This window comes from Demequina phytophila (assembly GCF_000971135.1).
Taxonomy (GTDB): Bacteria; Actinomycetota; Actinomycetes; order Actinomycetales; family Demequinaceae; genus Demequina; species Demequina phytophila.
The window spans coordinates 437606-450722 of sequence record NZ_BBLW01000002.1; the positions used below are offsets into that span (position 1 = coordinate 437606).

At 72.5% G+C, this 13117-nt stretch carries 11 protein-coding genes; 6 read left to right on the plus strand and 5 right to left on the minus strand.

All coding sequences use genetic code 11. The annotated features are described in order from the left end of the window. Positions 1-140 precede the first annotated feature (140 nt). Positions 141-1340 (plus strand): TetR/AcrR family transcriptional regulator, encoded by a 1200-nt coding sequence (locus AOM01_RS04780; protein ID WP_062289692.1) that lies wholly within the window; start codon positions 141-143, stop codon positions 1338-1340. A 10-nt stretch (positions 1341-1350) separates the two neighbouring features. Here the strand turns inward: AOM01_RS04780 and AOM01_RS04785 are convergent, their stop codons facing one another. Further along, a complete protein-coding gene (locus AOM01_RS04785; RefSeq protein WP_082109985.1) occupies positions 1351-2853 on the minus strand; it encodes an aldehyde dehydrogenase family protein in 1503 nt (500 codons plus the stop codon). Between the two features lie 105 nt (positions 2854-2958). Between AOM01_RS04785 and AOM01_RS04790 the strand changes: the two genes are divergently transcribed. Further along, the gene (locus AOM01_RS04790) at positions 2959-3585 is read left to right on the plus strand and encodes a TetR/AcrR family transcriptional regulator (protein ID WP_228374216.1); all 627 of its coding nucleotides are present in this window, start codon (positions 2959-2961) and stop codon (positions 3583-3585) included. Here AOM01_RS04790 and AOM01_RS04795 read toward each other — a convergent pair. Genes AOM01_RS04795 through AOM01_RS04810 form a run of 4 tightly spaced genes read right to left on the minus strand, consistent with a single transcriptional unit; the run spans position 3560 to position 9174 of the window. Then, positions 3560-4546 carry an NAD(P)H-dependent flavin oxidoreductase gene (locus tag AOM01_RS04795; RefSeq protein WP_062289700.1) on the minus strand — a complete coding sequence of 329 codons (987 nt, stop codon included), beginning with the start codon at positions 4544-4546 and terminating at the stop codon, positions 3560-3562. The genes AOM01_RS04790 and AOM01_RS04795 overlap by 26 nt on opposite strands. Before the next feature lie 9 nt (positions 4547-4555). Continuing rightward, positions 4556-6745 carry a 3-hydroxyacyl-CoA dehydrogenase NAD-binding domain-containing protein gene (locus AOM01_RS04800; RefSeq protein WP_062289702.1) on the minus strand — a complete coding sequence of 730 codons (2190 nt, stop codon included), beginning with the start codon at positions 6743-6745 and terminating at the stop codon, positions 4556-4558. 12 nt (positions 6746-6757) lie between these two features. Beyond that, positions 6758-7966, minus strand: coding sequence for an acetyl-CoA C-acetyltransferase (locus AOM01_RS04805; RefSeq protein ID WP_062289704.1), 1209 nt, complete (start codon positions 7964-7966; stop codon positions 6758-6760). Positions 7967-7977: 11 nt separating this feature from the next. Next, complete coding sequence (locus tag AOM01_RS04810) at positions 7978-9174, minus strand: acyl-CoA dehydrogenase family protein (RefSeq protein WP_082109986.1); 1197 nt, start codon at positions 9172-9174, stop codon at positions 7978-7980. Between the two features lie 162 nt (positions 9175-9336). Between AOM01_RS04810 and AOM01_RS04815 the strand changes: the two genes are divergently transcribed. The 4 genes from AOM01_RS04815 to AOM01_RS04830 are packed head-to-tail and all read left to right on the plus strand — an operon-like array spanning position 9337 to position 13110. After that, a complete protein-coding gene (locus AOM01_RS04815) occupies positions 9337-10113 on the plus strand; it encodes an SDR family oxidoreductase (protein ID WP_062289707.1) in 777 nt (258 codons plus the stop codon). Beyond that, the gene (locus AOM01_RS04820) at positions 10110-11318 is read left to right on the plus strand and encodes an acyl-CoA dehydrogenase family protein (RefSeq protein ID WP_062289710.1); all 1209 of its coding nucleotides are present in this window, start codon (positions 10110-10112) and stop codon (positions 11316-11318) included. The genes AOM01_RS04815 and AOM01_RS04820 overlap by 4 nt, the downstream gene beginning before the upstream one ends. After that, on the plus strand, positions 11315-12337 hold the full coding sequence (locus AOM01_RS04825; protein WP_062289713.1) for a phosphotransferase family protein: 1023 nt from the start codon (positions 11315-11317) through the stop codon (positions 12335-12337). Before AOM01_RS04820 ends, AOM01_RS04825 begins: the two co-directional genes overlap by 4 nt. Beyond that, positions 12334-13110: an electron transfer flavoprotein subunit beta/FixA family protein gene (locus tag AOM01_RS04830; RefSeq protein ID WP_062289716.1), complete on the plus strand. Its 777-nt coding sequence runs from the start codon at positions 12334-12336 to the stop codon at positions 13108-13110. The genes AOM01_RS04825 and AOM01_RS04830 overlap by 4 nt, the downstream gene beginning before the upstream one ends. Positions 13111-13117 lie beyond the last annotated feature (7 nt).

The window sequence follows — 13117 nt, forward strand, 5'->3', positions numbered from 1 at the left end:
CCGGGCCGCCGCGCCGTTGCCGCGACCCGCCTTGCGCTGCCGGCCATCGGTGGGGACCAGCTAGCAGCATGTTACTCACGATTCACATTTCTGCGCTACCCGCTTCCTGCGCGCGTGTCGCGGGCGTTAGGGTGACCCACGTGAGCGAGACCACCGCGACGGAGCAGGTGCGCAGGCGCCCGCGCGACCGCCGTCAGGCGATCGAGGCGGCCGCCGCGGTGCTGTTCGCGGAGCGCGGCTACCACCGCGTCGCCATGCAGGACGTGGCCGACCGGGTCGGGATCACCGCCGCCGCCCTGTATCGCCACTTCGAGAACAAGTACGACCTGTTCCGTGAGGTCGCGCTCGGGCTGGTCGCCGGGCTCGACGCCGCCACCGCTGACGTCCCCTCGATGACGGATCCCTCGCCGGTCGCCGCCCGCGAGGCCCTCGACGCGCTGCTCGACGCGATCGCCGGCGCGAGCATCGGCATGCGGGCCACCGGCGGCATCTACCGCTGGGAGAGCCGGTACCTCCATCCCGACGACCGCCGCGCGGTGCGCGACGCCTTCGCGGCGCTGCGTGCGCGCATCGCCGAGCCGGCTCGGGTGCTGCGCCCCGAGCTGGACGGCGCCACGTCGGACCTCGCGGCGCTCGCCGCGCTCAGCGCGATCGCCTCGGTCACCACGCACCGCACGGCGATCCCCGTCGCGCCTTTGCGCACGCTGGTGGACGATGCCGCGGCCAGGGTCCTCGCGCGCGTCGCCCTGGGCGCGCCCGGGCCGGGCGAGGAGCCGGACGCGCCCGCGCTGCCCCGACGGCGCAAGGATCAGCTCACGCAGGCCGGGATCGCGCTGTTCGCCGAGCGTGGCTATCACGAGGTGCGCCTCGAGGACATCGCCTCCGCGGTGGGGCTCACCCCCTCGGGCGTGTACCGCCACTTCGGCGGCAAGGCCGACATCCTGCTGACGGCCTGCGCGCGCGCGTCCGCGGCGCTCGACGCGGCCGCCGAGGAGGCGCTCGGGTGCGACGAGCCGCGTCAGGCGCTCGGGATCCTCGAGGACGCGTACATCCGGTTCGCCGTCGAGGATCGCGACCTCATGGACGTCTACTTCGCGGACGTGGGCGCGCTCGAGGCGGAGGACCAGCGGCGCCTGCGGCGGGTTCAGCGTGCGCACGTCGACGACTGGGTCGAACTGCTCCTGCGCGTGCGCCCCGAGCTCGAGCCGCGCGAGGCGAGATGCCTGGTGCACGCAGGCTTCAACGTGGTCGCGGACCTCGCGGTGGCCCTGCGGCACAGCCCCACGCCGGTGGCACGCGCATGGATCGCTCCCGTGCTCGAGGCGGTGCTGGGGGTCTAGCGGAGCACCCCTACTGCTTCGCGCCCTTCGCCCGTCCGTGCAGCATCGGGATCATCCTCGTCGCCGTGTGCAGGTCCTTCTCGGTGCGGTCCATGGTGAGGAGGTTGAGCGCCGCCTTGCGGGTCTGACGCGCGACCGACTTCACCGCGGAGAACTCGCGCAGGCCATCGGCGCCGTGGATGCGCCCGAACCCGGACTGCTTGACGCCGCCGAAGGGCAGCGCCGCGACGCCCGCGAATCCCAGGACCGAGTTGATCGACACCGCTCCCACCCGCAGCGCGGCCGCCGCACGGTTCGCCGCCGCCTTGTCGCGCGTGAACACTGCGGCCGTGAGGCCGTAGGGCACCGCGTTCGCGCGGCGTACGGCCTCCTCGAGCGACGCAACCGGATTGATGACCACCAGCGGGCCGAACGTCTCCTCGCGCACCGCCACCGACTCCTCCGACACGCCGGTCACCACCACCGGCGCGACCACTCGCCCGCGGATGCTGTCGAGACCGCCCAGCACCGCGGTGCCGCTCTCGAGCGCCGCGGCGACGTGGCGCTGCACCACCTCGACCTGCGACGGCAAGGTCATGGGTCCGTACTGGGCGTCCTCGCCGGAGGAGCGCAGCCGCTCGGCTCGCTCGACCACCTTCGCGACCAGCGCCTCGTGGATCTTCTCCACCGCGTACACACGCTCGACGCCCGCGCACGTCTGGCCGGCATTGCCCATCGCGCCGAACACGATGAAGTCCGCCGCGGCGTCCAGGTCCGCGTCCGCCGCGACCAGCAGCGCGTCGGAGCCGCCGCACTCGGCGACGATCGGGGTGAGGCTCTCCGCCGCCGCGGCCATGACCTTCTTCGCGGTCGCGGTCGAGCCCGTGAACGCGATCTTGTCCACTCCCGATGTCACCAGCGCGGCGCCCGTGGAGCGGTCGCCCGTCGCGGCCACGAGGACGTCGTGACCCACGGCCTCCGCCCAGCGATCCGCGATCCACACCGCGGGCCCCGGGGTGAGCTCCGACGGCTTGAACACCACGGCGTTGCCGGCGGCCAGCGCGTAGGAGATCGAGCCCATCGGCGTATAGAACGGGTAGTTCCACGGGCCGATCACTCCCACCACGCCATACGGCTCGTAGCCGACCGTCGCGTGCTGGTTGTAGTTGACCAGGCCCGCCTTGACCTTGCGTCGCTTGAGCACGTGCTTGGCGTTCTTCGCCGCCCAGTCGAGGTGGCCGAGCGTGAGCATGACCTCGAGCACCGCGTCGCCGTGCGGCTTGCCCGTCTCCGCGGCGATGACGTCCGCGAGCTCTCCGGCGCGCAGTGCGATCGCGGACTTCCAGCGCAGTAGATGCGCGCGGCGCTCCTCGAAGCCCTGTCCGGACCACCATGCGGCGCCGGCGCGGGCGCGGGCGACGATCGCACTCACCGCGGTCGCGCCCGCGACGGGGTAGGAGGCGACGATGCTGCCGTCGACCGGGTTGTGCGTGGTCACCTGGGTGGCGGGCTGGGTCTGGTCCATGAGCGTCATCGCCTGGTCTCCTACTCTCCATTGAGCAGCTAAGTGAATCGCAGTTCACATGCTAGGACGGGGGGGTTGCGTTCCGCAAGGCAGTTTCTAATAGAATTTAGAAACATGGAGCCGAACGCGATGGCCACGGAGGTCCCGCACGCGACGCCGAAGTCCGCGCAGACACGCCAGCGGATCCTCGACGCCGCGGCGGAGGTGCTCTCCCGGAAGGGCTACGCCGGCACACGGCTGGCGGACGTCGCCGCGGTCGCGGGCGTGCAGGCGCCCGCCATCTACTACTACTTCGGCTCGCGCGACGCGCTGGTCGAGGAGGTCATGTGGGTGGGCGCGCACCTGGTGCGACTGCACGTCGAGGAGGTGCTGGCAGCGGTGCCCGAGGGCACGGGCCACATGGACCGTCTCATGGTCGCGGTGGACGCCCACCTGCGTTTCGAGCTCCAGCTGTCGGACTACGCCACCGCGTCGATCCGCAACGCCGGCCACGTGCCCGAACAGCTGCGCGTCCGTCCCGCTGCGGAGGAGGCGCTGTACAGCCGCCTGTGGCGCGAGCTGTTCGTGGCCGCGCAGCAGGCGGGCGAGGTGCGCGCCGACCTCGACACCAGCATGTTCCGCCTCCTTCTCCTGGGGGCGATGAACTGGGTGGTCGAGTGGTGGAACCCCCGCACGCGGTCGCTCGACGAGCTGGTCGCGACCGCGCAGGCGATGGTCAGGCAGGGAGCAGGGGCTCGCTGAAGAGCTCCAGGCGCGCACGCAGGATCCCCTCCGCGTCGGCGACGATACGCCGCACCACGTCCCCCGCGGGAGGAACATCCCGGATGAGCCCCTGGACCATCCCCACGGTCCAGATGCCGGCGTCGAGGTCGCCGTCCTCGAACACCTTCCGGCCCCGCGCGCCCGCCACGAGCGCGCGCACGTCCTCGAACTGGCCGCCCTCGGCGAGGATCTGCACCACCTTGTCGCTCACGGCGTTCTTCGCCACGCGCGCCGTGTTGCGCAGCGAGCGGAAGATCAGGTTGGTGTCGAGCTCGGTCGCCTCGACGATCCGATCCTTCACCACCTGCGACACCGGCGACTCCTCGGTGCACATGAACCGCGATCCCATGTTGATGCCGTCCGCGCCCAGCGCGAGCGCCGCCGCGAGCCCGCGGCCGTCCGCGAAGCCGCCCGACGCGATGAACGGGATGGTGAGCGCGTCCGCGGCGGCGGGGATGAGCACCAGGCCGGGGACGTCGTCCTCGCCCGGGTGGCCGGCGCACTCGAAGCCGTCGATCGACACGGCGGTCACGCCCACCCGCTCGGCCTTGAGGGCGTGCCTCACCGACGTGCACTTGTGGATCACCTTGACGCCGTGCTCGCGGAACATGTCCATGTGCGGCTCCGGGTTGGAGCCCGCGGTCTCGACGATGGTGACGCCCGCGTCGACGATGGCCCGCCGGTACTCGTCGTACGGCGGCGGGTTGATGGACGGCAGGATCGTGAGATTGACGCCGAACGGCTTGTCCGTGAGGGTGCGAGCCCGCTCGATCTCCTTGACCAGGTCCGCGGGCGTGGGCTGCGTGAGCGCGGTGATGATGCCCAGGCCGCCGGCCTCGGACACCGCCGCCGCGAGCTCGGCCCGCCCGACCCACATCATCCCGCCCTGCACCACCGGGTGCTCGATCCCGAGCGCCTCCGTGAACCGCGTGCGCAGCATGGCCGCCTCCTACTCGTAGATCTCGCCCACGGCGGCACGCGCCACCAAAGAGGCGGGCGGACGGAACCGCTCGCCGTACCGGTCCGCGAGCTCGTGCGCGCGGGCCACGAAGCCCGGAAGGCCGCCGGGGAACTGGTTGACGTACTGCAGCACCCCGCCGGTCCACGCGGGGAAGCCGATCCCGAAGATCGACCCGATGTTGGCGTCCGCGACGGACGTCAGCACCCCGTGGTCGAGGCAGTCGATGGTGTCGAGCGCCTCCGCGAACAGCATCCGGTCCTGCAGGTCCTCGAGCGGCATCTCGACCGAGCCCGACGCGTACCTCTCGCGCAGGCCCGGCCAGATTGCCGTACGGCGCCCGTCCTCGTCGTAGTCGTAGAAGCCCTGGCCGGCCTTGCGCCCGGGACGCCCGGCCTCGTCGACCATCCAGTCCTCGACGGCCTCCGCGGGGTGCGCGACCCACGCGCGGCTCTCCGCCACCTGGGCGGTGCGCGTCTCCGTGCGGATCTTCTGAGTGAGGGCGAGCGACAGCTCGTCCACCAGCTGCAGCGGCCCGGCGGGGTAGCCCGCCTGCAGCGCCGCCTGCTCGACCGACGCGGGCTCGACGCCCTCGCCCACGGCCGCGACCGCCTCGTCGATGAAGCGCCCGATCACGCGCGACGTGAAGAAGCCCCGCGCATCGTTCACCACGATCGGCGTCTTGCGGATCTGCAGCACGAAGTCGAACACCTTCGCGAGCACCTCGTCCGACGTGCGGCGCCCGCGCACGATCTCCACGAGCGGCATCTTGTCGACGGGGGAGAAGAAGTGGATGCCGATGAAGTCGTCCTCCCGGTGCACGCCCTCCGCAAGCAGCGAGATCGGCAGCGTCGACGTGTTCGACCCGAGCACCGCGCCCGGCAGCACCACGTCCTGGATCTCCTGGAACACGGCCTGCTTGACAGGCACGGACTCGAACACGGCCTCGATCACGAAGTCGACGCCGCCGAAGTCGCGCGGGTCGCCCGTAGTGGTGATGCGGTCGAGCAGCTGGGCCGAGCGCTCGGGGGTGGTCTGGCCGCGGCTCAGCGCCTTCTCCTCGAGCCGGCGCCCGTAGTCCTTGCCGCGCTCGGCCGCCTCGACCGAGACGTCCTTGAGGACCACCTCGATGCCGGCCTTCGCCGACACGTAGGCGATCGCGGCGCCCATCATGCCCGCGCCGATCACGCCGACGCGCTTCGCCTGGTAGGTCGGGTATCCGAGCGGCCGGCTTGCGCCCTTGTTGATGCTCTCGAGGTCGAAGAAGAACGCCTTGATCATGTTCTTCGCGACCTGGGTGTGGGTGAGGTGCACCAGGTAGCGGGTCTCGATGGACGATGCGGTGGCGAAGTCCACGTAGGCGCCCTCGACCGCGGCGGCCATGGCGGCACGCGGGGCGGGCAGCGGGGCGCCCTTGAGCTGGCGGCGCAGCATCGCGGGCATGGCGGCGAGGACCGGTGCGAGGCCGGGGGAGGTGGGGGCGCCGCCGGGGATCCGGAAGCCCTTCTCGTCCCACGGCTTCACCGGCGCCGGGTTGGCCGCGATCCACGCCTTGGCGCGGTCGCGGATCTCCGCGGCGGGCGCGACGTCGTCGATCAGGCCCGCGGCGAGCGCGCCCTCGGCGGTGAACTTGGTCGCGGGCAGGATCACGTCCGCGAGCGCCTTCTGCAGGCCCAGCATCCGCACCACGCGGGTGACACCGCCGCCGCCGGGCAGCAGGCCCAGCGAGACCTCGGGCAGCCCGAAGCGTGCGCCCTTCGCGTCCGACGCCGCGATGCGGTGGTGGGTCGCGAGCGCGACCTCGAGGCCGCCGCCGAGCGCGGTGCCGGTGAGCGCGGCGACCACGGGGCGCCCGAGCTGCTCGAGGCGGCGCAGCAGCGCTTTGACGTGGTCGATGTGCGCGGTCTCCTCCGCGGCACGCGACGGGTCCGCCGCGCGCAGCAGGTTGAGGTCGCCGCCGGCGAACCAGCTCTTCTTCGCGGACGCCAGGATCACGCCGGTGACCTGATCGCGCTCGGCCTCGAGCCGCTCCACGGTGACCTCGAGCGCGGACACGAAGTGCGCGTTCATGGTGTTGACCGCACTGTCCGGGTCGTCCATGGTGATGGTCACGACGCCGTCGGCGTCCTGCTCCCAGGCGTAGCCGCGTGCCAGCTCCGCCGTCTCCTCGATGACGCTCATGCTCAACCCCTCTCAGACCCGCTCGATGATGGTCGCGACGCCCATGCCCGCGCCCACGCACAGCGTGGCGAGACCACGCTGGAGGTCTCGGCGCTCGAGCTCGTCGAGCAGGGTGCCCAGGATCATGGCGCCCGTGGCGCCGAGCGGATGCCCCATCGCGATGGCGCCGCCGTTGACGTTGACCTTGCTGTGCGGGATGCCCATCTCGCGCTCCCAGCGCATCACCACGGACGCGAACGCCTCGTTGAGCTCGAACAGGTCGATGTCCTCGACCCCGAGGCCCGCCTTCGCGAGCGCCTTGCGGGTCGCGGGCGCCGGGCCCGTGAGCATGATGGTGGGCTCGGAGCCCGTGACCGCGGTGGCGACTATCCGCGCGCGGGCGGTGAGCCCCAGCCTCTCGCCGATCTCGGCGCTGCCGATCACCATGAGCGCCGCCCCGTCCACGATGCCGGACGAGTTCGCCGCGGTGTGCACGTGCGAGATCCGCTCGACCCGGTGGTACTTCTGCAGCGCCACCGCGTCGTAGCCCGCCTCCGCGCCCACGGTCGCGAACGCCGGCGCGAGCGCGCCCAGCGACTCGACGGTGGACCCGGGCCGGCGGTGCTCGTCCGTGTCGAGCAGCGTCACCCCGTTGAGGTCCTTCACCGGGACCACGGAACGATCGAAGCGGCCCTCGCGCCACGCATCGTCCGCCCGCCGCTGCGACTCGACGGCGTACGCGTCGACGTCCTCGCGCGAGAAGCCCTCGAGCGTCGCGATGAGGTCCGCGCTGACGCCCTGGGGGATGAAGTGGAGGTCGTAGTTGGTGGTGGGGTCCTGGACGTACGCGCCGCCGTCGGAGCCGAGCGGGATGCGCGACATCGACTCGACGCCGCCGGCGAGCACCAGGTCCTCGAAGCCGCTCGCGACCTTCTGCGCCGCGGTGTTGACCGCCTCGAGGCCGGAGGCGCAGAAGCGGTTGAGCTGCACGCCGGCGACGGTCTCGGGCAGGCCGGCGACCAGCGCGGCGGTGCGGGCGATGTCGCCTCCCTGCTCGCCCACGGGGGACACCACGCCCAGCACGATGTCGTCGATGAGCGACGGCTCGAGGGTGGGGTTGCGCGCCTCGAGCGCGTGGATGAGGCCCACCACCAGGTCGACGGGCTTGGTGCCGTGGAGCGCGCCGCCCCTGTTCTTGCCGCGCGGGGTGCGGACCGCGTCGTAGATGAATGCGTCTGCCATGGGGTTCTCCTTCACAGTCCCAGGCCCCGACCGACGATCTCCTTCATGATCTCGGTGGTGCCGCCGTAGATGGTGGTGATGCGGGCGTCCTCGAAGTCGCGCGCGATCCGGTACTCGCGGATGTAGCCGTAGCCGCCGTGGAGCTGGAGGCAGCGGCCCACCACGTCGACGTACTGCTCGGTGGCGAGGAACTTCGCCGCCGCGGCGTCCTCGGGGGACAGGCGGCCCTCGTTGTGGCGGGCCAGGCAGGCGTCGATGTACGCGCGGCTCGCTCGCACCGCCGTCACCATCTCCGCGAGCTCGAAGCGCGTGTTCTGGAACGAGCCGATGGGCTTGCCGAACGCCGTGCGCTCCTTCACGTAGGTGAGCGTGCGCTCGAGCACGCCCTCGCTCGACGCGACCGCCGCGGCGGCGATGGAGATGCGCTCCTGCGGGAGGTTGTTCATGAGCCCCGCGAACCCCGAGCCCTCCGGTCCCAGCAGGTTCGCCGCGGGGACGCGCACGGCCTGGAAGTGCAGCTCGCTCGTGTCCTGCGCGTGCAGGCCGATCTTGTCGAGCTTGCGACCCCGCGAGAAGCCGCGGGAGTCGGTGGGGATGACCAGCAGGCTCAGCCCCCGGTGGGGGTCCGGGCCGGTGCGCACCGCGGTGACCACCAGGTCGCAGTTCTGGCCGTTGGAGATGAAGGTCTTGGAGCCGGTGACGAGGTAGTCGTCGCCGTCGCGCACGGCCGCGCAGCGGATCCCCGCGAGGTCGCTGCCCGTGCCCGGCTCCGACATCGCGACCGCGACGATGCTCTCGCCGGCCGCGATGCCCGGCAGCCAGCGCGCCCGCTGCTCGTCGTCGGTGAGGTCCGTGAAGTACGGGATGACGATGTCGTTCGACAGTGCGATGCCCGCCATGCCCGAGGACACGGGGTTACGGGCGAGCTCCTCGCCCATGATCGCGTTGAAGCGGAAGTCCTCGCTGCCGCCGCCTCCGTGCTCGTCGGGGATGGAGAAGCCCAGGATCCCGGCCTCGGCGGCCTTGGTGAAGAGCCAGCGGTCGACCCGGCCCTCCTGGTCCCAGCGGTCGGCGTGCGGCCGGGCGTGCTGCTCGACGAACGCCGCGACCATGCGGCGGAACTGCTCGTGCTCGTCCTCGTACAGGTCGCGTGGTCCCACGACTCCCGTGGTCGCGCTCAGTCCGGGGCGGCCGGCGATGGCGGTCATGCGCTCTCCGATCCTCGTTGATCTCGACGTCAGATTTTTTATATCACATTAGAAAGTTGACTCGCCAGACCTTGTGTCGCGGCGTTTTGTTGCCATACTGGCGGCGTCGGTTTGAATCGCGATTAAGCAGGCGCGCAACGGAGCGCGAGCGAGGGAGCAGCGATGACGCGGGTGGACGATGCGCCGGGCAGGCTGGCAGGCAGGGTCGCCGTGGTGACGGGCGGGAGCCGGGGGATCGGGCTCGCGATCGCGCGGCGGCTGGCGGACGAGGGCGCCTCGCTGGTGCTCACCGCGCGCGGCGAGGAGGGCCTCGCGGAGGCCGCTGCAGTCCTTCCCCCGGATCGTGTGCGCACCGTCGCGGGGCGGGCGCAGGACCCCGACCATCAGGCGGAGTCCGTGGCGACGGCGGTGCGCGAGTTCGGGGGCCTGGACATCCTGGTCGCGAACGCGGGCATCAACCCGGTGTACGGGCCGCTGCTCGGGCTGGAGCACGACGCGGCGCGGAAGGTGCTCGACGTCAACGTGCTGGGCACGCTCGGCTGGGTGCAGGCGGCATGCAGGGCGGGCCTGGGGGAGCGGCTCGGCGCGTCGGTGCTCGCGATGTCCTCCGTCACGGGCGCGGTCCCGTCGCCCGGGATCGGCTGGTACGGCGTGAGCAAGGCCGCGGTCTCGCACCTCACGGTCACGCTCGCCGCCGAGCTCGGCCCGCGCATCCGCGTCAACGCCCTCGCGCCCGCCGTGGTGCGCACCCAGTTCGCGCGCGCCCTGTACGAGGGGCGGGAGGAGGAGGTCGCCGCGCGCTATCCCGCGGGCCGTTTGGGCGAGCCGAGCGACGTCGCGGCCGCCGCGGCCTTCCTGTGCTCCGACGACGCGGGCTGGCTCACCGGCCAGGTGCTCACCCTGGACGGCGGCCTTCGCGCGGCCGGGGGCGTCGCATGAGCGGCGCGGACGTCGCCGACGTCGCGGCCCGCACCCGGAGGTTCGTGCGCGACGTGGTCATCCCGGCGGAGCCGCCCACCGGAACCCCGCTCGATGCGGAGGCTCGCGCCGCGCTCCAGCTGCACGCCCGCGAGGCCGGGGTGTTCGCCCCGCACGTGCCCGTCGAGCTCGGCGGGCTGGGCCTGCCGCTCACCGCCTGGTCGCCCGTGTTCCAGGAGGCGGGGTACTCGCCCATCGGGCCGGCGGCGCTCAACTGCATGGCGCCCGACGAGGGCAACATGCTCCTGCTCGAACGCCTCGCCACCCCAGCGCAGCGCGCGCGCTTCCTGGTGCCCCTCGCCGCGGGCGAGATCCGCTCGAGCTTCGCGATGACGGAGCCCCACCCGGGCGCCGGATCCGACCCCGCCGCACTCGCGACCGTCGCCCACCGGAGAGGCGGCCGCTGGGTGATCGACGGCGAGAAGCGCTTCATCTCCGGAGCGGACGAGGCCGGTTTCGCGATCGTGATGGCGCGCACCCCCGACCTGGGCGAGCGCGCGGCGACCATGTTCCTGATCCCGATGGACGCGCCGGGCGTCGAGATCGGCCACGCGATCCGCACCCTCGAGACCGCCATCACCGGCGGGCACCCGCACGTGCGCTACGAGGGCGTCGAGGTGGGGGAGGAGGCGGTGCTCGGGACCCCCGGCGAGGCCTTCCGGCACGCGCAGCTGCGCCTGGGCCCGGCACGCCTCACCCATTGCATGCGGTGGCTGGGACTCGCGCGCCGCGCCCAGGACACGGCGCTCGACCGCGTGCGCTCCCGCGAGCTCTTCGGTCATCCCCTCGGGGAGCTGGGCCTCGCGCAGGCCCTGCTGGCGGACTCGGAGATCGACCTCGCGAGCAGCGCCGCCCTCGTCGACCGGGCTGCCGCGGCCCTGGTGGCCGACCCGCGCGAGGGGGCCACCGCATCGTCCCTCGCGAAGGTCCACGTGTCCGAGGCCGTGGGCCGCGTGATCGACCGCGCCGTGCAGCTGTGCGGGGGCGACGGCGTCACGCACGAGCTGCCGCTGCTCGGCTTCCTCAACGAGGTGCGACCGTTCCGGGTGTACGACGGCTCCAGCGAGACCCACCGCTGGGCCATCGCGCGGCGGGCGATCGCGCGCCGGCGCGCGGAGGTGGAGGGCGGCGAGTCCGCTCTCGACCGCGCCGAGGGGGCGCGGTGATCCCGCTGCCCGAGGGGCCGCTGGGCCGGTACCTCGATGGGCTCGGCGTGCCGGCGGGAGTGATCACGTGGCGCCGGATCGGGGACGGCCAGGCCAACCTCACCTACGAGGTCACCCGCGGCGGGGACCGGATGGTCCTGCGCCGTGGCCCGCGCCCGCCCTTCCCACCCTCGGCCCACGACATGGTGCGCGAGGCGCGGTTCGTCGCCGCGATGGGGCGCGCGGGCGTGCCGGTGCCGCGGGTGAGGACGGTGTGCGAGAGCCCCGACGTGATCGGCGTGCCGTTCTACCTCATGGATCTCGTCGACGGGCACGTGGTCACGGACGTGCTCCCGCCCGGCTTCGACGCGCCGGGAGCCGGCGCCGCGACCGTCGAGGCCGCGGTCGACGCGCTGGCGGCGCTCCACTCCGTCCCGCTCGAGGGCGAGGTCGCCGCGCTCGGGCGACCCGACGGCTATCTCGAGCGCCAGGTGCGCAGATTCGCGCAGCTGTGGCCGCTCAACACCCGCCGCGACCTGCCGAAGGTCGCACGCGTGGGGGAGCGCCTCGCCGCGACGGTGCCCGTCACGTCGCGACGCGCCGTGGTCCACGGCGACTACCGGCTGGGCAACCTCATGTTCGCCGCCCCCGGCCGCGTCGCGGCGATCCTCGACTGGGAGATGGCGGCGCTGGGCGACCCGCTCGCGGACCTCGGCTACCTGGTGGCCACCTACTCGCAGGACGGGTGGCCCGCGACCCCCATGGATCTCACGCCCGTGACGGCCGCTCCAGGCTTCCCCGCGCGCGCGGATCTGGTTGCCCGGTATGCCGTGCATACCCAGGCGGACCTCGCGGCACTAGCCTGGTACGAGGCGCTCGCGCTGTGGAAGTCTGCGATCTTCTGCGAGGCCATGTACACGCGTTGGCTCGACGGGCAGCGACCCGGAGATGACTTCGCACCGACGCTCGTCACCGGTGTCCCCGCGCTCGCGGACGCCGCGGCCGAGGCGCTGGCACGGTTGGAGAAGGGAAGTACATGAGGATCCTGGTGCTGATGAAGGTGGTCCCGGACACGTACCGGGACCGCTCGTTGTCTCTGGAGACCGGCCTGGTGACGCGCGTGCCGGACGACGCGGTGCTCGACGAGATCGACGAGCGCGCCCTCGAGGTCGCGCTGGCGTACGCCGACGGCAACCCGGACACCGAGGTGGTCGCGCTCACCATGGCGCCCACCTCCGCGATCTCCAGCATCCGCAAGGCGCTCGCGATCGGCGCGACGGACGCGGTGCACGTGGTGGACGAGGCCCTGGTGGGCGCGGACACCATGCTCACCGCCGAGGTCCTCGCCGCCGCCGCCCGTCACGCGGGCTTCGACCTCATCATCGCCGGCAACGCCTCCACCGACGGCTGGAGCGGCGCCGTCCCGGCCGCCATGGCCGAGCTGCTCGGCCTCCCCGCCGCGACCTTCCTGTCCTCGGTGGAGATCACCGCGGACGGAGTCTCGGGCGTGCGCGCCTCCGATGGCGCGGAGGTGAGCATCACCGCGCCGCTGCCCGCGCTCGTGTCCATCACCGAGCAGCTGCCCAGCGCGCGCCTGCCCAACTTCAAGGGCATCATCGCGGCGAAGAAGAAGGAGATCGGCACCCTGTCCCTCGCGGACCTCGGTATCGACGCCGACGACCCGGAGAAGGCGCGGTCCATCATGATCGCCGCCAAGGAGCGCCCGGCCCGCGAGGCCGGCGTCAAGATCGTGGACACGGGAGACGCCGGCGAGCAGCTCGCCGCGTTCCTCCTCGAGAACAAGCTGGTGTGAGGGGATG

What these genes read in the sequence shown, in the direction of transcription:
- AOM01_RS04785 (WP_082109985.1), bottom strand. Translation starts at nt 2,853, where the DNA reads ATGACGCTCATGGACCAGACCCAGCCCGCCACCCAGGTGACCACGCAC.
- AOM01_RS04790 (WP_228374216.1), top strand. Translation starts at nt 2,959, where the DNA reads ATGGAGCCGAACGCGATGGCCACGGAGGTCCCGCACGCGACGCCGAAG.
- AOM01_RS04795 (WP_062289700.1), bottom strand. Translation starts at nt 4,546, where the DNA reads ATGCTGCGCACGCGGTTCACGGAGGCGCTCGGGATCGAGCACCCGGTG.
- AOM01_RS04800 (WP_062289702.1), bottom strand. Translation starts at nt 6,745, where the DNA reads ATGAGCGTCATCGAGGAGACGGCGGAGCTGGCACGCGGCTACGCCTGG.
- AOM01_RS04805 (WP_062289704.1), bottom strand. Translation starts at nt 7,966, where the DNA reads ATGGCAGACGCATTCATCTACGACGCGGTCCGCACCCCGCGCGGCAAG.
- AOM01_RS04810 (WP_082109986.1), bottom strand. Translation starts at nt 9,174, where the DNA reads ATGACCGCCATCGCCGGCCGCCCCGGACTGAGCGCGACCACGGGAGTC.
- AOM01_RS04815 (WP_062289707.1), top strand. Translation starts at nt 9,337, where the DNA reads ATGACGCGGGTGGACGATGCGCCGGGCAGGCTGGCAGGCAGGGTCGCC.
- AOM01_RS04820 (WP_062289710.1), top strand. Translation starts at nt 10,110, where the DNA reads ATGAGCGGCGCGGACGTCGCCGACGTCGCGGCCCGCACCCGGAGGTTC.
- AOM01_RS04830 (WP_062289716.1), top strand. Translation starts at nt 12,334, where the DNA reads ATGAGGATCCTGGTGCTGATGAAGGTGGTCCCGGACACGTACCGGGAC.